The following is a 19977-nucleotide window of genomic DNA, read 5'->3' as shown; positions in this document are numbered from 1 at the left end:
GGCGAAACACCGGGCGCTAAACTGTTAGTAGAAACTCTCAACGGCCAGTACGATCGCGCTTTGGGATTTGCCGCCTTGGAAGGAACTCAAGCTCAATGGCTAGGCGAAAAAACCGGCGAAAATTCCCTGGTGCTCGGCACAACTTTAGCAATGAGCATTGACGGCGAAGCCTACGTGATGACTGTAATTGACAGCCGTACAAGCGGCGATCTACAAATCCGCCAGTCTATTTCTAAAATTGCTGATTATATTGTCCGAAACCCCGACTTTTAACCGCTGGAACATACAATTTGTAGCAAGGGACAGCGCACCGCCCAAACAGTTAAAAAATGCCCCATCAAAAACTCAGCGTTTCCGTCCAAGGCAAAGGATTTCCGATTCTCTGCTTGCACGGTCATCCAGGTTCCGGCGATTGTATGTCTGTCTTCACAGAACACTTATCAAAGCGATTCCAGACGATCGCCCCAGACTTGCGCGGCTACGGTAACAGCCGCACCTCAAATTCCTTTGAAATGACTGACCACTTGCTTGATTTAGAAGCACTTTTAGACCGATTGGGAGTCGATCGGTGTTTGGTAATCGGCTGGTCTTTGGGAGGGATTTTAGCCCTGGAATTAGCCATGAAATATTCCCAGCGAGTCAGCGGTTTGATTGTGCTGGCCTCCGCCGCCAAACCCCGCGGAAGTCACCCGCCCATATCTTGGCAAGATAACCTCTACACGGGTTTAGCCGGAATTATCAATGTAATCGTACCCGGTTGGCAGTGGAATATCGATACTTTTGGCAGGCGATCGCTCTTTCGCTATTTGATACAGCAACATACAGCCACGCCTTACCGCTACTTAGCACGGGCTGGTACCCCCGCCTACCTCCAGACCTCCACCAGCGCTACAAAGGCGTTAAATACCGCTCTGAGGGCCCGATACGATCGACTCCACCACCTCGGCGATATTCAATGTCCTTGCTTAGTGCTCGCCGGAGAGGGCGATCGACATATCACCTCAGCATCCAGTTTAGAAACAGCCCGCCACCTTCAGGACAGTCAGTGGCAGTGCTATCCCAATACAGCCCACTTATTTCCTTGGGAAATTCCCGATCGGGTACTCGCAGATATCGATCGCTGGATCGAGAATTTCCCCCAAGCAGTCGGCAATTGCGAATCTTAAGTTTTAAGTTTTTCACAACCAATTAATCACCAAACAGTCAAAAAGCCCGCATTTGAAATTAGAGCGTGTTCGGTCGATTACCAACAGTAAAAACAGTTTGTCGTGAAGACTTCAGTCCTCGGAAGAAGGACGCTCAGTCCTCACTACAAACCTTACTTATCGCTGTCAATCGACCGGATTTGAAATTAAAACTAAACAACTGGCAATTCACATTTTCCTCCTACGACTGACCGCTCAAAACAGGCCACAGCCCTCCATCACCAATCTTTCCCAAATCTTCTGCAACCGTCAAATCAATAGGTTTGCAGCGCTGAATCAAAACATTAATACCTTGAGCTCCTTCACTTTCAATGTCTTCTACATATCCTGCTTTTGCAGATTCCGCCTCTGAAGCGGTCATGAACGGGCCAAAATAGTAAATGCACCGCGGCGTTGAAGTTTTAACTTCAACCCACCAAGCCAATCCGAAAACATTGAGCAAGCTAATCAAGAATTCTTTCATCTGTTTTTCTAATTTATTTAACGGTGTTTTCACGATGCCGCAGGCAACGCCTGCGCTTTTGTTATTTACACGCGGCAGTGACACTGCTACCAAGAACCTCTCCAAACCTATTTTAAGCTGATATCTCAATAGATTGGTGTCGAATTCCTGTTTAAACCTACGGCGAAAGTCCCTTTTACTTTCGCCTTTAACCTGTCCGTAGCTGTGGCCGCTCTATTATTACTTGTTCAAAGTGTGCCACCGCTCAATTTTTGGCGGTATTCACACATTATGGTATCGCCCTAGCTGCTGACAAACCGGGAAATCACCAAAGTGCTTTCTCATCAGAGTTATCTGTTTTTGATTCAGCTTTAACTTTAATTTGAGTGCAGGCATGATGTTTTCCCCGATGACATTCTACTCGGCATTTTCCTACCAATGTTTAAGTAGCTACAGACACCGATCGCCAGGTTTTAGCTACTTAATAAATTACTCTGTTGTACTCTTTTTTTCAAGCACCTTCAAGATCCGTGTACGTGAAACTTTTTGGGCCCGCGTTGGCGGTAAATTTCGTATAAAGCCATTCCCGTTGCTACCGAGACATTCAAGCTAGGAGTCTTTCCCCTTAAAGGAATTGAAACTAATCCGTCACAGCCGCGCTGTATCAAAAGGCTCAAACCGTCAGCTTCACCGCCTACAACTAAAACAGTGGGCCCAGAGAACTTGATTGTTTCTACCGAGTCACCCACGCCTGCTGCAGTGCCGTAAATCCAGAATCCAGCTTCTTTCAATTCTTCCAGCGCCCGGTTGAGATTGACAACCCTCGCTACAGGCAGGCTTTCCAGTGCCCCTGCTGCCACTTTTCTGACTGCAGAAGTAATCCCAACAGCCCGCCGCTGCGGAATTACAATGCCCTGAGTTCCTAAAGCTTCTGCGGTGCGAACGATCGCCCCTAGATTGTGGGGGTCGTTGAGTCCTTCTGCTACCACAATAACTGGATCTTGACAAGCTGCCTTAGCGTTGGCGATCAGTTCGCTCAAATCCAAGTATTCGTAAGCTGATACTTGGGCTGCTACGCCTTGGTGGTTTGCCTTGCGCGTGATGTAGTCGAGGCGCAAATCGTCCACTTCGTCAATGATGCTGCCGTTGGCCTTGGCTTCGGTTAGCAAGCTGTGAAAGCGGGGATCGTAGCGCAGGTGCGGGACAACCCAGATCCGGTTGAGCACTTGGTTTGTTTCTAAGGCCGCTTGCACCGCATGGCGGCCGTAAATCATGTCTGTGTCTGTGTCTGGTTGCACCACGGTATTTGAGGCAGTATCAATCGGGCGAGTGTCTCTGTCTTTGTCTCTGTCTCTGAAATGATTACCCCGGAATTCCCGCGGGCTGCTATCTCTGCCTCTGTCTGTGTCTCTGTCTCTGTCTCTGTCTTTGTAATAATTGCCCCGGGATTCGGGCCGACTGCTGTCTCTGTCTCGGAAATTGTTGCGGGCCGGCTGGGGGCTGCTGTCTGTGTCTCTGTCTCTGTCTCTGTCTTTGTAATAATTGCCCCGGGATTCGGGCCGACTGCTGTCTGTGTCTCTGTCTTTGAAATGATTTCGGCGGGTGGACGGTTGGCTGTCGGCATCGACATTCCGTTTGAAAATTGCTCGCACGGGCATTTCTCTGGATTGGGGGGAAAAGGTCGATCGCTTTTGAGGCGCGTCTGTTCCGCGAGTGTCGGGACGGGGCTTGCGTTCAAAGCGGGGAGAGGACGGTTGTGAGTCTTGGCGGCGGCCTTCGCTTCTGAATGGCTTGCTGTCGGAGTTCGATCGCGAGGTGTTTGGTCTGGTAAATTTTCTCATTTGTTTGTTGTTGCAGTCAAAACAATTTTAGATTTGGGATTGACAAAGCGATAGGACTGAGTTTGAAATTGGAGATTTTCCGGGCAATTAATTATCGATCGATCCGCTGCCCTTCCTAACTATTAACTGCTAAATACTTTCAGTTAAATACTTTCCGTTTCCAGTTTTAAAAGCGCAAAAATTTCGGTCAATCTTTCGGGATCGGTGAGGTACAAATATCCGACTAAAGTTTCTAAGCTGCTGGCTTGTTGGTAAATCTCAGGATCGGCTCGCTTAGAACGGCCCGATACGGCATTGCGGCCGCGCTTGACAATTGCTAATTCTCTACTGTTCAAGTAAGGAGAGATCGATCGCAAGTGACGCGCTTGAGTTTCGGCTCGTACTTGCCCCACCACCAATTCGTGATAAGCTTGCAATTTTCTGGGGGGCACCAAGTACAAACTCCGAATGTAGAGTTCGTATACTGCATCTCCCAAATATGCCCAGGCTGCGGGCGAAATCCTTTCTATTTCTGCTGGTGTCGCCCTCGCAGGATGCTGTCGATTTAAACTGATATCAGTCAGGTTCAGTTTCAGTCCGTCATCGGCGATCGGCGACATACTTTTTTAAATAAAACTTCCGCACAGCATGGTCTTCGTAGTCATTTGACGTTTTCGTCTTTCATCACTCGATCGATTATAGCTTTCACTCGATTGCCAGCATCTCGATCGCTAAAAAGCTCGCTTGCTTTGCCGATCGCCCGTTCGCCGACTCAAGAACGATTTTTACACTTATGGCAATGCTCTCCTTCTTATAGCATTTTTCTGTCTGTTGGCCACACATATTTTGCTGCCCCTCCACCGCAAATCGAAGTATCGGGGGAATTTGCAGCTTGCGCGTGTCACAGTTTCTCGGAAAATTCGTATTATTTTACCTGCCAAACCACAAAAATTTGCTATCCAGCGTTGAAAACCGGATAGCTAATTCAATCCACTTTCTGGTCAAGCATCCTTGACGTTTTTTACCGCTTCATCAACATTCGGCTGCAAAGACAAAAATTTCTCTAAGCGAACCAGTTTAACAGTTTGAGTTACGCGAGGATTTGAGACAATTTGCAATGTCCCTTCCACGGTTTGGGCTTTCTTCACAAGTTGCACAAGTGCGCCCAAGCCGGAACTGTCCACAAAGTCTATCTGAGACAAGTCCAAAATTACGTGTTTTGGGCCATCGTCAATACATTTGCTCAATACCTTCCGAAAAGTCGCCTCAGAAAAAGCGTCCAGCAGGCCAGTCAAGCGAAATAACTGATAGTTATTCTTGACTTCGCGAGTGCCTCTGAGGCTAACGGTCAGGGTCAATGGCTCAGAAATGACACCCTCCTAGCTAGATATGGCTTAAAGTTGAGGCTTCATTATAGGAGTTTTTGTTTTTTTTGTCTACTGTTTTTTAGTCATTAGTCATCGGTCATCGGTCATCGGTCATTTTTCCTAATGACTAATGACTAATGACTGCTGACTAATGACTAATGACTGCTGACTGCTGACTAAGCAGCTACTTTCTGATTGTCTCGCATTGACTGCACGAACCGATCGAATAAATAGTCAGCGTCGTGCGGGCCCGGACTGGCTTCCGGGTGGTACTGAACTGAGAACAGCGGCAGAGTTTTGTGCTTCAATCCGGCTACGGTGCGATCGTTCAAATTGAGATGAGTAATTTCTACTTCCGGGACTAGGGAATCCGGGTCGATCGCAAAACCGTGATTTTGGCTAGTAATTTCTACTTGCTGGGTTAAACCCGCTGGATGATTCAAGCCCCGGTGGCCGAACTTAAGTTTAAAAGTTTCCGCACCCAAGGAAAGTCCCAGAATCTGGTGTCCCATGCAGATTCCGAATACAGGTTTGTCCGACTTCAACAGAGCTCGGGCCGTCGCAATTCCTTCCGTTACCGCCGACGGATCTCCCGGCCCGTTGGACAGAAAAATGCCATCGGGATTGTATTTGAGAATTTCCTCCGGCGACGTGTCAGCGGGTACAACAATTACCCGACAGCCGTAACTCGCCAAACGCCGCAGAATATTGCGCTTGATCCCAAAATCTAGCGCCACCACCGTCCACATTTCGCCCTTGGCCGGTTGGACTGTCGGGCTGAACTCCCACACCGAGTCTGTGGCTTCCGACCACTCGTAAACCTTGCGGGTGGTCACTTCCCCAACCAGATTCAGCCCGGCCATGCTGGGAGCGTCTTGCACTTGTTCCAACAGCTCTGCTTGGTCGAGAATCACGGTGGAAATGCCGCCGTTAATCGCTCCTACCGTGCGTATTTTGCGGGTGAGGGCGCGGGTGTCGATGCCGTAAATTGCGGGGATATTGTACTGTTTTAGGTAGTCTTGCAGGGATTGCGAGCAGCGCCAGTTGCTGGGGCGGCTGCATACGTTGCGGGCGATCGCACCTCGAATTTGCGGTTGCGAGGATTCTTCGTCTTCGAGATTTACCCCGGTATTACCCAATTCTGGATAAGTAAAAGTGACAATCTGGCCGCGATAGCTGGGATCGGTCAAGACTTCTTGGTAGCCCGTCATTCCCGTATTGAAAACTACTTCGCCGACGACGGTAGAGTCAGCGCCAAACGACCAGCCGCGGTAAGCAGTACCGTCAGCCAGGACTAGGAGAGCGGGTTTTGCTGTTGAAAGTGACATGGCATCCTTAATTACTTTACGTTTAGTTTCATTTCATTTTGAGCCCGACTGGCGACTTTTGGCCGATCGACCAAATAGACCTCTCCCACAATTATTGTCTTACAGGCATCGGAGCTGTTCACAACAGTCTTTTTGGGAGATGTCTAATAAAAATCTCATTTTATTTGCCTATAGTAATTTCCTGCTGTATTTTTTTTTACGGTTTGTAGCTCAATCCCGTAAAAATTTAGAGCGCGTGCTTTGGTACTTTTGACTTAGGAACCTTGCAGTCTCAATTACTGAAACAAATTGTTTGTCATTTGTCAAGCATTTTTTGACAGACAGCCCTCTCAGCACAAAAATCAAAGCTGAAATCCCCAAACTGTCGGTACTAAATCTATACCCAAAGGCCGCTGTGGTTGTTACGATCGACCTACAAGCGTTTAAACAAACTATGGTCAGCAAATCTCCCTTGCTTTTATTCTCAAACTCTCAAAACCTGCCGAAACCTTTACTGGCTTTAACAGCGGTTATTTCTCTGAGCAGCTCAATTTTAGCGTACACCGCAGTCAACTCCTCGCGAGCGACTGCTCAAGAGATCGAGGGATGCTTCCTCCGCAACTCCAGCGGCCAAACTGTCAACTTGAGCCGCTCTGTTTGCGGTTTTGTCCCTCAAGAATTGACTCCGGCTGCTTCGCCGGAGGTTAAATCGGGAGTATTTCTAGTCAAAATTAAACGCCGAGAAGCTAATATCCCAGTCATAGAAGTCACGTTTAACGGCACGCAAAAGTTTGAAATGATGGTGGATTCTGGAGCCAGTCGCACAGTAATTACGCCAGCAATGGCTGCTGCTTTGAAGATAGTTCCTCAAGGAAGCGTGCAAGCAAAAACTCCCAACGGAGTAGCTACTTTTGCTCTCGGCAATCTTACTTCGATCGAAGCAGGCGGTTTGGCGATTACAAATGTAGTTGTACCGATCTCGCCCGCACTGGACATCGGGCTGCTGGGTCACGATTTTTTTGGCAATAAAGATGTGACTATTAAGCAAGATGTGATTGAATTTCGATCGCGCTCTTAGAGAGAAGTACGATCGAACTCGGAAGGGAAGCACCGATCGCACTTCTGTTTAAAATAAAACACAGATGCTCCCTGACCGAACTTCTTTCCTCATCGCAAAAACTCAATTAACTGCTGCAACTTCAACCAAGATTCGCCACTAGATAAAATCTGCTTGGCCAAATCAACTCCCTCTGCGTGGGAACCCATCGGAATTGCACCTCCCACCTGAAAAGCCAAAGACGCATTCAAAGCTACAACATCCATTTGCGCTGCTGTACCTTTCCCTTGCAAAACGTTCCGCAAAATCTCGGCGTTTTCCTCAACATTTCCACCTTTCAATGAGCCGATCGCCCTTCGTGTCAATCCTGCCCGTTCCGGATCTACAGTAGTAAGTTCCACCTTGCCGCCCGACAAAATCGCCAAATCAGTCACATCGCCCAATCCCGCCTCATCCAACTTTTCTCTGCCGTGAACCACTATCGCCAACTCAGTCCCCAACTCGCCCAAAGCTTGGGCAACAGTTGATACCATGCCGGGAGCGAACACCCCGATTACCTGCCCTCTAGGGCGCATAGGATTCACGAGAGGCCCCAAAAGGTTAAAAACAGTCCGCACCTTCAAAGTGCGCCGGAGCGATGCTACAGCCTTGAGTGCTGGATGCCACCCCGGCGCAAATAAAAAAGTGATCCCTACCGAGTCTACAGCAGCTTTTACCTTCGCAACATCGGCGTTGAGGTTGACTCCCAAAGCTTCGAGCACATCAGCAGAACCGACTTTGCTAGATGCCGATCGATTTCCGTGTTTCGCCACTGGCACTTTGCCCGCAGCCGCCACAAAGGCGACAGCAGTGGAAATATTAAATGTGGAAGCGCCGTCACCGCCGGTGCCGCAAGTATCAATTAATTTGAAATTGGAGATGGCAGATTGGCGATCGTCGAAAACGCTTTCCGAGTCGCCTGCGAGAGACCCAGACTGCAATACCTGAGCCATTCCTGCCAATTCTTGGGCGCAGGTGCCTTTGGCTTGGAGCGCTGCTAAAATCGCGCCGGAAAGTACCGGGGGTATAGCTTCTGCCAGCCATCCCCGCATCAAGTCGGCGGCTTGGGCGCGCGAGAGAGATTGTTTGTCTAACAGTTGTTGCAGCAGGGCCGACCACAGAGGAGAATCCGCACTCAAAGTTGAAACTGCGGATGTATCTGGTGTTGCAAGTACGGGAGAATCAGTCATTTATAGTAGTTTCAGTCAAGTTTAGTTTGATCGAGCTTGGCGGCCAAACCGAGACTCGATCGGGATTTTACCAGACTTATAGCATTTGAGAATTAAGAATATTCGATTTGAGAATTGGCAATGACTTACTGCATAATGGTTTGGAGCTTTCCTACAATTATCTGCTTTTTGCGAACTGGCATTGCTGACCCTATTTGGCGCGTCCCGGCTCAGATTTTGGCCCCTCCTGTTAGCAGCACTACATAATTTGTCCGCCCGCCGCAGCCGAATATGAAGTTTTTGATACAACAATTGCCCTTTTGTTATGACAAGTTTAAGGGGAAACCCCAGAGCGTACAACTGCCAGCAAACCGCTGTATTATCTTTAAACAAAAATAATCAACCCTAACCCTGAGCACAAAAAGACGGATACAAATTTCCGAGAGCAGTTGTGGATACTCAAAAATTTGAGACCACAACCACAACTCCAGATTCAATGCCAGAGTCAATTGTTCGATCTAAAATCGTTAGACGATCGCGATCGCGCCAAAGTCTCAAATCTCAAATCGACTCACCGCAGAACCAGACACAAGCCCCGGGCTACCGACACAGGGAAAATCGGTGGCGATGACTATCGCCTTCCCTCCAAATACGTGGCGATTATATTGTTAGATTGCACGGCATTTTGCTGTCAGAGCGATTGTATAAGTCCCTGCATCTTAAATTTAGTAAAAACAGCATCGCCACTCACTAACTTATTTCAGGGTATTTAACTGCTAGTATATTCAAAGAGATTTCAATCATCAAGTTTGGTTGTAACACTTGCACCGCCAGCCGATAGAGCAAATCGCCCGCCTTACAAGCCCACCAAATCTTAAACAAAAAACAAACCGGGTAACCTCAACTTTCCTCAACAACAACTAACAGCTAACAGCCCAGCAGGAGAAATGAATAAACACACTTATGTAATTGCAGCCCCGGACACAAACCAATCGCAAAGCTTGGCAATTGTTTTTTTTATCGCCTTTATCGCCATCGCGCGGCACAGAATTCACCTGCTTAATTAACAGCTCGGATTAAACAGGCATCAACCAAAATCTTCATTTCAAACACAAGAGCAGGGTATTCAAAAGTGGGAAATCAAAAATTAGAAAATAAATCAATAGAAGGCCTGAATATCCAGGAGGCGCTACAGCAAATGGAAGCAAAATATTACAGTATGTTTGAAAATGCTGTTTCCGGCATTTTCCAGACAACGCCCGATGGGCGTTACCTCAGCGCTAATCCCGCTTTGGCTCGGATTTACGGCTACAATTCCCCAGCAGAATTGATGGGGAATCTGACTGATATCAGCGATCAGCTTTACGTCAATCCCGATCGCCGCGGCGAGTTTGTTTCGGCTTTGCAAGCGCGGGGCATCGTATCGGATTTTGAATCGCAGATTTATCGCCGAGATGGCGCAGTAATTTGGATTTCGGAAAATGCGCGGGCCGTTCGCGATCCCGACGGCAAATTGCTTTATTATGAAGGTTTTGTGGAAGATATTACTCAGCGCAAAAATGCAGAAGCTGCACTGCGATCGAGTGAAGAACGCCTGAGAATGGTAATTGAAGGTGTTAAAGACTATGCTATATTCATGTTAGATACTAAGGGATATGTAGCTAGCTGGAATTCCGGCGCTAAAAGAATTTTGGGCTATAAAGCCAGCGAAATAGTCGGCAAAAACTCAGAGTCCTTTTATACCCCTGAAGATATTAAAACTGGCAAACCACAACAAAAATTAATCACAGCTACCGCAGCAGGTAGATATGAAAGTGAAGGCTGGCGATTTTGCAAAGATGGCTCCAGATTTTGGGCGAAGGTTATTGTAACTCCTTTGCGGGATGAAAGCGGAGAGTTGCAGGGCTTTTCTCAAATCATGCAGGACATTACTAAGCAAAAGCGAGCGGCAGAGGAAAAGATGCAGTTGATTGCTTCTTTGCAGGAATCTGAAAAGAAGTTTCGCAGTCTGTACGAATCGACAACCGATGCGGTAATGCTGCTAGACGAAGAGGGTTTTTTGGATTGCAATCCGGCAACTTTAAAGTTATTTGGATGCAGCACAGAATTGGAATTCTGCGGCAAACATCCTTCGGCATTTAGCCCACCGCTACAACCGACAGGAGAAGATTCTACGAGTCTGTCTCAAGAACTAATTAGTACGGCAATACAAACGGGAAATTGCCGTTTTGACTGGCTGCACTGCCGTTTGGACGGTTCCGAGTTTCCGGCGGAAGTGCTGCTAACTTCTATGGATATCGGCGGCAAAATGGGGCTGCAAGCCGTGGTGCGCGATATCACTTATCGGGTGCGGGCCCAGGAAACTCTGAAGCAGGCTAACGAGGTGTTGGAATGCCGGGTAAAAGAGCGGACAAGTCAGTTGGAAGCAGCTATTAAACAGTTGCGTTTGTCGGAAGAAAAATTTTCTAAGGCTTTTAGATCGAGTCCCGATCCGATGACTATTACTACTTTTGCAGAAGGCAGTTTTATAGAAGTAAATGATAGTTTTCTATCTGTGACAGGTTACAGTTTAGAAGAAACTATCAGCCATACAGTAGGGGAATTAAATATTTGGGTAAAGCCAGAAGAACGAGTTAATTTTCGGAAAAGATTGCAAGAAAAATATGTTGTTCGCAACCAGGAATGCGAATTTCGGGTGAAGTCTGGCTCGGTGGTGGTGTGTTTGCTCTCAGCAGAGTTGATTGATTTGGACGGCAAACTTTGTATGCTAGCAGTGATGACCGATATTACCGATCGCAAACGTGCAGAAGAAGCCCTGCGGGAAAGCCAACGCGCATTGGCGACGCTGATGAGCAATTTGCCGGGAATGGCCTACCGTTTTCGCAATGATGCCGATCGCAGTATGGAGTTTGTCAGCGAAGGTTGCTATCAGTTAGCCGGCTATTATCCTGAAGAATTTATCGGCACTAGGGAAATTTCTCTCTCGGAATTGACACACCCCGACGATCGCGAACTATTCTGCAATGCCGTAGAAGTTGCTTTGCAAGAAAATCGACCCTACCAGCTAAATTACCGCATAACTTGTAAAAACGGCGAATTAAAATGGGTTTGGGAGCAAGGTTTGGGAGTGTATTCCGACTCGGGAGAATTGATAGCTTTAGAAGGGTTAATTACCGATATTTCCGAGCAGAAACGCAGTGAAGAAGCTTTGCTGCATTCGCAAACAGAATTGACTCAACAAAAACTTCAGCTAGAACATACTTTGCACGAATTGCAGCAAACTCAAGCGGTATTGATTCACACTGAAAAAATGTCTACACTCGGTCAAATGGTAGCAGGTGTCGCTCACGAAATTAACAATCCCGTTAACAGCGTCTGCGGCAATCTCGTCCACGTCGGCCACTACACCGAAGATTTGCTGAATCTGATCGATATGTACCAGCAGCACTGCCCGCAGCCGCCGGAACCAATTGAAGATAAAATTGAGGAGATCGAGCTAGAGTTTCTGTTAGAAGATTTGCCGAAGGCGATGTCCTCAATGCAGATTGGCGCCGATCGCATTCGGGAAATCGTGCGATCGCTCAGAACTTTCTCTCGCAAAGACGATTCTCAAATGAGCAAAGTTAACCTGCACGAAGGCATTGAAGGAACGCTGCTAATCCTGCAAAGTCGGTTGAAAGCGCGCGGCAGCTATCCCGAAATTGCGGTAATTAAGGACTATGGAAATTTGCCTTTGGTCGAGTGCTATTCGGGTAAAATAAATCAGGTATTTATGAACTTGATCGGAAATGCGATCGATGCGATCGAGGAATACAACGCAGAGCGATCCGTTGCCGAAGTCAAAGCTAACCGCAGCAAAATAAAAATTAGGACAGAAGTCCAAAACTCCAACGCTGTAATTCGGATTTCTGACAACGGCCCAGGAATGCCAGAAGAAGTTTCCCAGCAATTGTTCGAGGCTTTTTTTACCACCAAACCCGCCGACAAAGGCACCGGTTTGGGCCTGTCAATTTCCTATAAAGTTGTCCAAGAACACGGCGGCACGCTCAGTTGCGTGTCTGCACCCGGTCAAGGAGCCGAGTTTATCATAGAAATGCCGATCGAGCAAAATAGTGACTAGTTGTTGGTTATTGGTTATTAGTTATTGGTTATTGGTTATTGGTTGTATCAAGTCCGAGCGATCGCTTATAATTCTTCACGAGTGCGAGCGGGACGCTGGCACTGAAATGATAACTGATTAACCGGACATGAGATTATTGGTTATTTGTAACTATTGACTAATTACTATAGCAATCCTCGCATCATTTTCAATAACTGGTTAAGAGGCTAGGAATCGATGTCATTCTTGAAGAGCTTTGCCTGCGAAAATGGAGGCAGAGCCTCGCCTATCTGCGTTACCAGGCAGAGCCTGGTAACGAGTAGACCCATAACCCATAACTAATAACCAATAACCAATAACTAATGATAGCAAATCCGGGTTTTGGAAATTCTTTATTAACCAGTCAGCGCAGGCCGACTTTGTTTCTGTAGACGCGGTTTCAACCGCCGAATCATAAACGGGGTATGTTACTGACTAACAACCAACAATCAACAACTAACAACTAACAACAGTCAACAGTCAACTGACTTGACACCTATCCCAATAAATTCGAGCCACCCTATCCCCCGGATTTTGCCGCAAACAATCAGTAAATAACCCCGCCGCTTCCGTAAAATTATAGATATTGTACAAAGACAAAGCCTCAGTAAACACTGGCAAAGTAGCCAACTTCCCCGCTTTCACTTCCGGCAAATCTGCATCAAAAACCTCATAAACAGTAACCCATTCAGACTTCCCCTTAACCTGAACCCTATCAATCACGCGAATCCCATAATCAGCAGGATTTCTCAAGCCATCGAAAGTCTGTTGAGTAATTAACAGCGATACCCCATAATTCTTCGTCAAACTTTCAATCCGAGCAGCCAAATTAACCGCATCACCAATAACAGTACCATCCATCCGGCTGTTTCCGCCAACAGTACCCAGCATCAAAGAACCAGTATTAATTCCCACCCCAATCTTAATCGCCACATCGCCCGAAGCAGCGCGCTGTCGATTGTATTCAGCAAGAACGTGCAGCATTGCAATTCCCGCTTTCACAGCATCATCCGCACCGTCGCTAAACAAAGCCATAATTGCATCGCCAATATATTTATCAATAAACCCCTGATTTTCCACAATCAGCGGTTCCATATAACTCAAATATGAATTTATAAATTGGAAATTTTCTTCTGGTGTCATCTGTTCCGAAAGAGTCGTGAAGTCACGGATGTCAGAAAACAGCACCGACATTTCCAACTCCACCGCCTCTCCCAATTTAACATCAACAATAGTGTCACATCCCAAAAAAGATAAAAACTGATTGGGTACAAAACGACTTGTCGCCTCAACGATATCTAATTCTGCCTCCAGTGAAAGTTGCAAACTGCAATTGACCTCAAAGAGATCCTCAATGAACTTTTTGCGCTCTGCCTCAGCTTCTTTGCGTTCTGTGATATCTTGAAGAGTGTTAATAGCATAAACAATTTTCCCCTGTTTATCGTAAATCGGGGTAGCATGAATTTCTAGGGGAATAATCTTATTGCCGTGCCGGACTTCTAAATCCTCAGCCACAGAAGTTTCGCCCCTCAATGCCCGCATGACGGGCAAGTTTTCCACAGGGCAAGGTTCAAGACTTCCTGCTTGATAAACTTCATAAACCTCTGACAGTTTTTCAGATGGAATCTCAGACACGACTTCTTTGTCAAATATCTCTTTTGCTTTCTGATTAATATAGTAAACTTTACCATCCGCATTCAGCACTCCCACGCCGATCGGCATTGCTTCCAAAAACTGCATCAAGCGATTTTCGTTGTCGTGGAGTGTCGCAATCAGTAGCGATTGCTCCCGGTTTAAATCCGCCAATTCCTGATTCATTTGCTGAAGCTGCGCGTTTTGTGCTGCCAGCAGTTGATTTTGCCGATAACTGTTTACAGCTTCTTTTACCGTTAAATTCAAGTCTTCTTGTTGCCAGGGTTTGGCCATATAACGATATAAATTTGCATTTTTGATAGCATTTCCCACCGCCTCAATATCTGCTTGCCCTGTCAGCATAATTTTAATAGTTTGGGGCGAGAGTAGATGGACTTGTTTTAATAGTTCATCTCCCTTCATCTCAGGCATGATATGATCGGAAATAATTAACGGTACTTCATACCCATCCAACAATAATTCTTCAAGCAACTCTAATGCTTCCTCCCCACCCTCAGCAATTTCGATCAGATAAGCATTGCCGACAGCTTCTTGGAGTTCTGCTTTGAGGCTCTTGAGTACAGTGTTGTCATCATCTACACAGATTATTACCTGTTGTTTCATAAGTTCAACAAACCAGATTTTATAGTTTCCAGCAAATCTGCTTCCGACCAAGGTTTAGATAAGCAGCGATGGAGGTTTGCCTGTTTTTGGGCTCGGTCAATTGCTACTTCATCAGCTTGACCTGTTAGCATAATTTTAACAACATGAGGGTATTTTTCGTGAATGCGAATCAGCAATTCATCTCCCTTAATACCGGGCATTAACCAATCAGAAATAATCACAACAACGCTGATTTCTTCGTCATAAAGTTCGCCGATTACATCCAATGCCTCTTCAGCATCTTCGGCTCCTTCATAGCTGTATGCATCTCCAAATGCTGCTGCTAGCTGCGTCCTGAGACTATCTAACACCATTCTCTCATCGTCAACGCACAAAATAACTGGTTTAGACATCTATTTTTTTTCCTTTTTAATTGTCATTACTAACAAAAGTAGTAAAAGTGGTAAAAGTAGTAAAGTGTATTAGTAGACCCGATCGCATTTTAAGAGGCTAGTTCGCGCACGGGCGACCATCACCTTGGTTTTTCACCAAAATATTTGCTTGCAATCCTCTTGGAAGAATTCACAAACCCGGTTTATTGGTTCCATCGCTAACTAAATGACCCCATCCAGCCAATCTCCACATCCTCTCCCCCTTGCCAGTCACCGAAACCGAGAAATCTAGATGCTTCTAACAGCTTAGCTGAGCATAACGCATCGTACTGCGGTTTGACATCGATTTCCGGTATAATCCGAGTGATTGGCATCAAAGCACTTTGACTTTTGCCATCCTCCCAATGGTGTAGATTGCAGGTTGAGTGGAACCGAGATATTGCACCAATGTCAATAAGCTTTTTATGAACAGGCTGTCCGGCCTGTTCCACAAGAAAATTCACTCTTTGTGGAACAGGCTGTCCGGCCTGTTCTTGAAAATGGTGCGCCAATACGCTTGGGTTAAAACTGTTTACTCCGAGGATATCCCTTGCAGCATCCCCCTTAAAAAGACCGACTTTGAGCAACTTCTTGTCCCCCGTAGGGGCGGTGCCAAGAGTGCCCGTCCTCTTGGCGCCGGGGGGATCTGGCTTAACCCAACGGTATTGCCTTATACGCCGCTCATTGGCAGACAAACATTAAATGTAGTTTGACCTGGAATTGATTCTACCTCAATCCTTCCCTGATGTTTTTCCACTATCTTTTTCACAATATCCAGCCCCAAACCGCTGCCTTCTCCTGCGGGTTTTGTCGTAAAAAATGGCTGGAATATTTTCGCCTTTATCTCTTCGGGAATGCCTTTACCGCTGTCAGTAACGCTAATCTGCACCTGCCCGGATTGCTCGCTCAATCCAATAGTGAGCTTCCCCCGATAATCCATTGCTTGCAAAGCATTGTGAATCAGATTTGTCCAAACTTGATTCAGTTCGTCGGGATAGCAAAGTATCGGCGGAATTTCGGCATAGTTTCTGACTACCTCAATGCCTTGTTTTAATTGATTTTGATAGAGAGTTAAGATAGTTTCTATCCCTTGTTGAATGCTGGCTGGTGTTTGTTCACCGGACTGTTTGTAGCGCGCATAGGTTTTTAAGGCAAATACAACCTTTGATGCTCTATCTGTAGCTGTGTTGATAGTGGCGATGCCTCTTTTTAATTCAGATAGTTTGTAGGCGGTCTCTAGGATGTGCAAACTGTCCGACTTTTGCAGCATTGGCAGAAAATTTTCGATTTCATCATACACCCCCATCATCACTAATCGATCGGCAACTACATCGGCACTGTCAATCTCTAATTCTTGTAGTTGACTCCTTAAAGCTCTCTTCAATTTGCGTTCTTCTTTGGTTGATATTGTTTCTTCTTGTTGGAGCGATCGCTGAAGTAATTCTAAGAAAGTTTGCCCCTCTTCTGGAGAGAAAGATTGAAAAAGTGCGGGCAAATCTTCTAGAGTTCGATCTAAAAATTTGGACACATTGCCGGCGGAGGAACGAATCGCACCTAGGGGCGTGTTAACTTCGTGGGCAACTCCGGCTACAAGCTGTCCTAAAGCTGCCATTTTTTCTGATAAAATCAATCCTTCTTGGGTGGCTTTTAGTTGTTGGAGAGTATCGCTGAGTTCCTGATTTTTCTGGTGCAAAGCGGATTCGGCTTGTTTGCGATCGCCAATTTCTCGCCACACTGTATGCAGAATTTGTTTACCATTTACAGGAATTGCTGTCAATAATACTTCTACCCAAAAGTCTTCTCCATCGTTGCGACGGTGCATCCATTCAAAGCGATGGCTGCCTCGCTCGAAGGCTATGGATGTGATTTCTTGGGATTTCTCAAAAGAGTCTCTACCATCCGGTTGGAATTGGGGAGAAAGTTGAGCCGGATGTAAGGAAAGAAGCTGTTTTTTGTCATTGCAGCGCATCATTGTGACAGTTGCGGAGTTGCAGTCGGTAAATATGCCTTCATCTAACAGCAGAATCGCATCTGCTGATTGTTCGTAAAGTTGTCGAAAGCGAGCTTCTGACTGCTGGAGTTTTTGGGTGCGTTCTACTACTTTTGCTTCTAAGTTAGTATAGAGTTGGGCGTTTTCTAGGGAGATGGCTGCTTGGGATGCTAAGACTTTTAAGAGGGATAATCTGTCGCCAGTAAAGGCATTTGTAACGAGATTATTTTCTAGGTAAAGAATCGCGATCGGCTTTCCTTGGTGCTGCATCGGCAGACACAAAACCGACTTTGGTTGATGCTGGATGATGTAACGATCGGCTGCAAATGTAGCCTCAGTAGTGGCATCATCAATTACCAAGGTTTCTTGGGTGCGCCAGACATAATGGACGATCGCGTTTGGAATTTCGTCACAGTCAACAGCGGGAGTTAAGTTTAGGTTGCACGGTTTACCGCTACTACATTGAGCAGCGATCGAGAATGAATCTCCCTTTAGTAAAATTAGAGACCCTTTTTTTGCTCCTGCATTCTCAATCATCACTTGCATCAAATTGGAAAGCAATTTATCTAGGTTAATTTCTCCTGAAATTGATTGAGAAGCTTTGATTACTGTTGCTAAGTCCAGAATTTCAGAAACACCTGAACTCGTACCTGCAACAGTTGCCGTCATCATTTTGGTAATTGTATCGCCTGTATTTAAGACGGTTTTTTGGTTGAGAATAGGGGCGAGTAATTGAGGATATCGCTGTTCTAAATCGTCAACTTTTGCCTTTGCACCCCAACGCATATAAGCGTAGTAAGCATCAGTTAGGTAGACTCCGGCAATTTTGTCTTTACCCCAGTCTAAATAAAACTTGGCAGCGAGTTCGTGGGCTAGGGCTTCTTCGTTGAGATATTCGTTTTGTTTGGCGAGGGAAATGGCGCGATCGTACATTTCGATCGCCTCTAATTTTTCCCCTAAAACTCGATGCCTTTCTGCCTCTACTAAATACCATTTATGCAAATAATTCATGGGAGCATTTTGCACCCACTGATGCAGAGTAGTTTGATGGGTTTCGACTAAGGCAAGAATTTCAGTTTGCTCAATTTCTGACTCTGCGGGCAAAAGTGCTAGGTGGGTGAGGGCGGCATAGAAATGGAAAATGGGAACAAAAGTCGATCCCGATACTCCCATCACATACTGTTTAATTAGGGTAATGTTGTCTAGGGCAGCCTTGTAGTTTCCATAGGAGTAAGCAAGCAGCAATTTTAAGATGCACGCACAGGCGAGCGCCGTGAATTCATTGTCCTGATAATGCTTGGGAATCATCACAGTTTCATCGTAGGCTTCCCCGATTAAGCAATCCGAGTGAATACGGGTTTCTCTCAAGTTCTGCACCGTCTGCTGAATCATATCCAAATAAATTTGAGCAGAATATTGTTTCAACTGCGCCATGACAGCCCTATAACCTGCTATTTCTGGTTCCCAACTATCTAGTTCTACCCCAGCGAATAAATGGGTATAAAAATAAATATATATGTTATAGCCAGCGTCTACAAAGTCGCCAGTTTCCATGCCCGCCGTAAACCCATCTTTCAGCGTCGGTAGTGTTGCTAAAAGAGCTTCTTTACGATGCTGAATCCAGCCACCAAACAAAAGTAGAACTGTGGACTTCAATTCCCGGACATTTAAAAGATCGAGCAATGACAGCCCCAATTGGCCATAGCCATAGCCCGTTTCCACTTCTTGAAAAAAGGCACACAACACCATCCCGTGCATCGCATACCCCACCGTCGATGCGGGTGCATTCCCAAAGGAGAGCGATAAACTCACCATCGTCGAGCTCAGCAAGGGCAGCAAACCGGGCATTCCCTGGAAAACGGGTGGAAACAACATACTAGACAGTTGCATAGCTGCCTGAGTCTGTGGATTTGTCATCGCAGGTAGGTCAATTAGTTCCTCAATTTTTCTGCCGCCGAGGGAGCCTGCAAGGGCTTGTAGCGCTTTGCCGATCGAGGCTTCATCAGGTGTGGTAGGGAGTTCAATTCCCAATTGTAAGAGTGATTCTCTGGCGACTGCGATCGTTTCTAACACTTTGCTCTGGGCTGTCTGAGCGGCAATTTTAATTTCGTAAATTTTAACTCGCTCTAAAATTGTTTGAGCGTGTTGCAAAACTTGTGCTGCTAGGAACTCCATACCATCAAAGTCACCATTCAAATAGGCAGCTTCGGCACCAGCAACATAGAGATTCAGGGTCAATTCATACTGATTCTGCCAGCAGTTAGCCCTCAAGAGTTCAATCCCTGTTTGGAGATAGATATTTGCCGCAGCATAAGCAGTTGAAGCTAAAGCTTTACGTCCGGCAATTAAATTTAATTGAGCTAGTCGATCTCGCTCTGGCTGATAGTCAATTAACTCCACCCCCATATTCAACTGGTTGACAATATCAAAAATTTTTTCTTCTCTTTCTGCTTCAGGAGTATTCTTCAACAGCAGTTGCCCAATTTCGAGATGGGTGGACTGTTTCTGGGATTCGGGAATCAGAAAATATGCTGCTTGCTGCACTCGGTCATGTAAAAACTTGTAGGGAACCGATAACTCCGACTCTTGTCCAACTTCAACTGATTCCGAGTTGCGAAAAAATTTGTAAATTTCACTAATCGGAATAACCAACCCTTCTTGCAAGGCTTTCCATAAATCAGCAGATGTCTCACTCTGAGATTTTTGATGCACAATTGCCAGAGTTGCTAAGTCAAATTGATTGCTAATACAAGCTGCAAGTTTCAGGACATCCTGGG

The 19977-nt window shown here is 46.1% G+C and carries 14 protein-coding genes and 1 pseudogene; 5 read left to right on the top strand and 10 right to left on the bottom strand.

What is annotated here, in order from left to right:
- Both IQ270_RS18865 and IQ270_RS18860 read left to right on the top strand, forming a co-directional pair.
- Nucleotides 1-273: pseudogene (locus IQ270_RS18865) on the top strand (serine hydrolase); the annotation flags it as partial.
- A gap of 56 nt (nucleotides 274-329) precedes the next feature.
- The gene (locus IQ270_RS18860) at nucleotides 330-1166 is read left to right on the top strand and encodes an alpha/beta fold hydrolase (protein WP_193974686.1); all 837 of its coding nucleotides are present in this window, start codon (nucleotides 330-332) and stop codon (nucleotides 1164-1166) included.
- A 220-nt stretch (nucleotides 1167-1386) separates the two neighbouring features.
- Here the strand turns inward: IQ270_RS18860 and IQ270_RS18855 are convergent, their stop codons facing one another.
- From IQ270_RS18855 to carA, 5 genes are all read right to left on the bottom strand, one after another.
- Nucleotides 1387-1668 (bottom strand): DUF1816 domain-containing protein, encoded by a 282-nt coding sequence (locus IQ270_RS18855; RefSeq protein WP_193974688.1) that lies wholly within the window; start codon nucleotides 1666-1668, stop codon nucleotides 1387-1389.
- Nucleotides 1669-2168: 500 nt separating this feature from the next.
- Nucleotides 2169-3488 (bottom strand): 23S rRNA (guanosine(2251)-2'-O)-methyltransferase RlmB, encoded by a 1320-nt coding sequence (gene rlmB, locus IQ270_RS18850; protein ID WP_193974685.1) that lies wholly within the window; start codon nucleotides 3486-3488, stop codon nucleotides 2169-2171.
- 143 nt (nucleotides 3489-3631) lie between these two features.
- Nucleotides 3632-4087: a Mini-ribonuclease 3 gene (locus tag IQ270_RS18845; protein WP_193974684.1), complete on the bottom strand. Its 456-nt coding sequence runs from the start codon at nucleotides 4085-4087 to the stop codon at nucleotides 3632-3634.
- A gap of 381 nt (nucleotides 4088-4468) precedes the next feature.
- Nucleotides 4469-4825 carry an STAS domain-containing protein gene (locus tag IQ270_RS18840; RefSeq protein ID WP_193974683.1) on the bottom strand — a complete coding sequence of 119 codons (357 nt, stop codon included), beginning with the start codon at nucleotides 4823-4825 and terminating at the stop codon, nucleotides 4469-4471.
- 185 nt (nucleotides 4826-5010) lie between these two features.
- Nucleotides 5011-6162 (bottom strand): glutamine-hydrolyzing carbamoyl-phosphate synthase small subunit, encoded by a 1152-nt coding sequence (gene carA / locus IQ270_RS18835; protein WP_193974682.1) that lies wholly within the window; start codon nucleotides 6160-6162, stop codon nucleotides 5011-5013.
- A gap of 313 nt (nucleotides 6163-6475) precedes the next feature.
- Between carA and IQ270_RS18830 the strand changes: the two genes are divergently transcribed.
- Nucleotides 6476-7219, top strand: coding sequence for a TIGR02281 family clan AA aspartic protease (locus IQ270_RS18830; protein WP_228056489.1), 744 nt, complete (start codon nucleotides 6476-6478; stop codon nucleotides 7217-7219).
- A gap of 89 nt (nucleotides 7220-7308) precedes the next feature.
- Here IQ270_RS18830 and trpD read toward each other — a convergent pair whose 3' ends face one another.
- Nucleotides 7309-8427 carry an anthranilate phosphoribosyltransferase gene (trpD, locus tag IQ270_RS18825; RefSeq protein ID WP_193974681.1) on the bottom strand — a complete coding sequence of 373 codons (1119 nt, stop codon included), beginning with the start codon at nucleotides 8425-8427 and terminating at the stop codon, nucleotides 7309-7311.
- Nucleotides 8428-8915: 488 nt separating this feature from the next.
- On the opposite strand from trpD, the gene IQ270_RS18820 reads away from it, so the two are divergent.
- Both IQ270_RS18820 and IQ270_RS18815 read left to right on the top strand, forming a co-directional pair.
- A complete protein-coding gene (locus tag IQ270_RS18820; protein ID WP_193974680.1) occupies nucleotides 8916-9179 on the top strand; it encodes a hypothetical protein in 264 nt (87 codons plus the stop codon).
- Nucleotides 9180-9538: 359 nt separating this feature from the next.
- Nucleotides 9539-12526: a PAS domain S-box protein gene (locus IQ270_RS18815; RefSeq protein ID WP_193974679.1), complete on the top strand. Its 2988-nt coding sequence runs from the start codon at nucleotides 9539-9541 to the stop codon at nucleotides 12524-12526.
- Between the two features lie 498 nt (nucleotides 12527-13024).
- Here the strand turns inward: IQ270_RS18815 and IQ270_RS18810 are convergent, their stop codons facing one another.
- From IQ270_RS18810 to IQ270_RS18795, 4 genes are all read right to left on the bottom strand, one after another.
- Nucleotides 13025-14800: an adenylate/guanylate cyclase domain-containing protein gene (locus tag IQ270_RS18810; protein WP_193974678.1), complete on the bottom strand. Its 1776-nt coding sequence runs from the start codon at nucleotides 14798-14800 to the stop codon at nucleotides 13025-13027.
- Nucleotides 14797-15192, bottom strand: a complete 396-nt coding sequence (locus IQ270_RS18805; protein ID WP_193974677.1) for a response regulator — start codon at nucleotides 15190-15192, stop codon at nucleotides 14797-14799. The genes IQ270_RS18810 and IQ270_RS18805 overlap by 4 nt, the downstream gene beginning before the upstream one ends.
- A 197-nt stretch (nucleotides 15193-15389) precedes the next feature.
- Nucleotides 15390-15797: a hypothetical protein gene (locus IQ270_RS18800; protein ID WP_193974676.1), complete on the bottom strand. Its 408-nt coding sequence runs from the start codon at nucleotides 15795-15797 to the stop codon at nucleotides 15390-15392.
- A gap of 83 nt (nucleotides 15798-15880) precedes the next feature.
- The coding region (locus IQ270_RS18795) for an ATP-binding protein (protein ID WP_193974675.1) at nucleotides 15881-19977 on the bottom strand (4097 nt) is incomplete at its 5' end.

The sequence above is a fragment of the Microcoleus sp. LEGE 07076 genome (genome assembly GCF_015207455.1).
Lineage (GTDB): Bacteria > Cyanobacteriota > Cyanobacteriia > Cyanobacteriales > Microcoleaceae > Microcoleus.
This window is presented reverse-complemented; position numbering and strand designations above follow the sequence as displayed.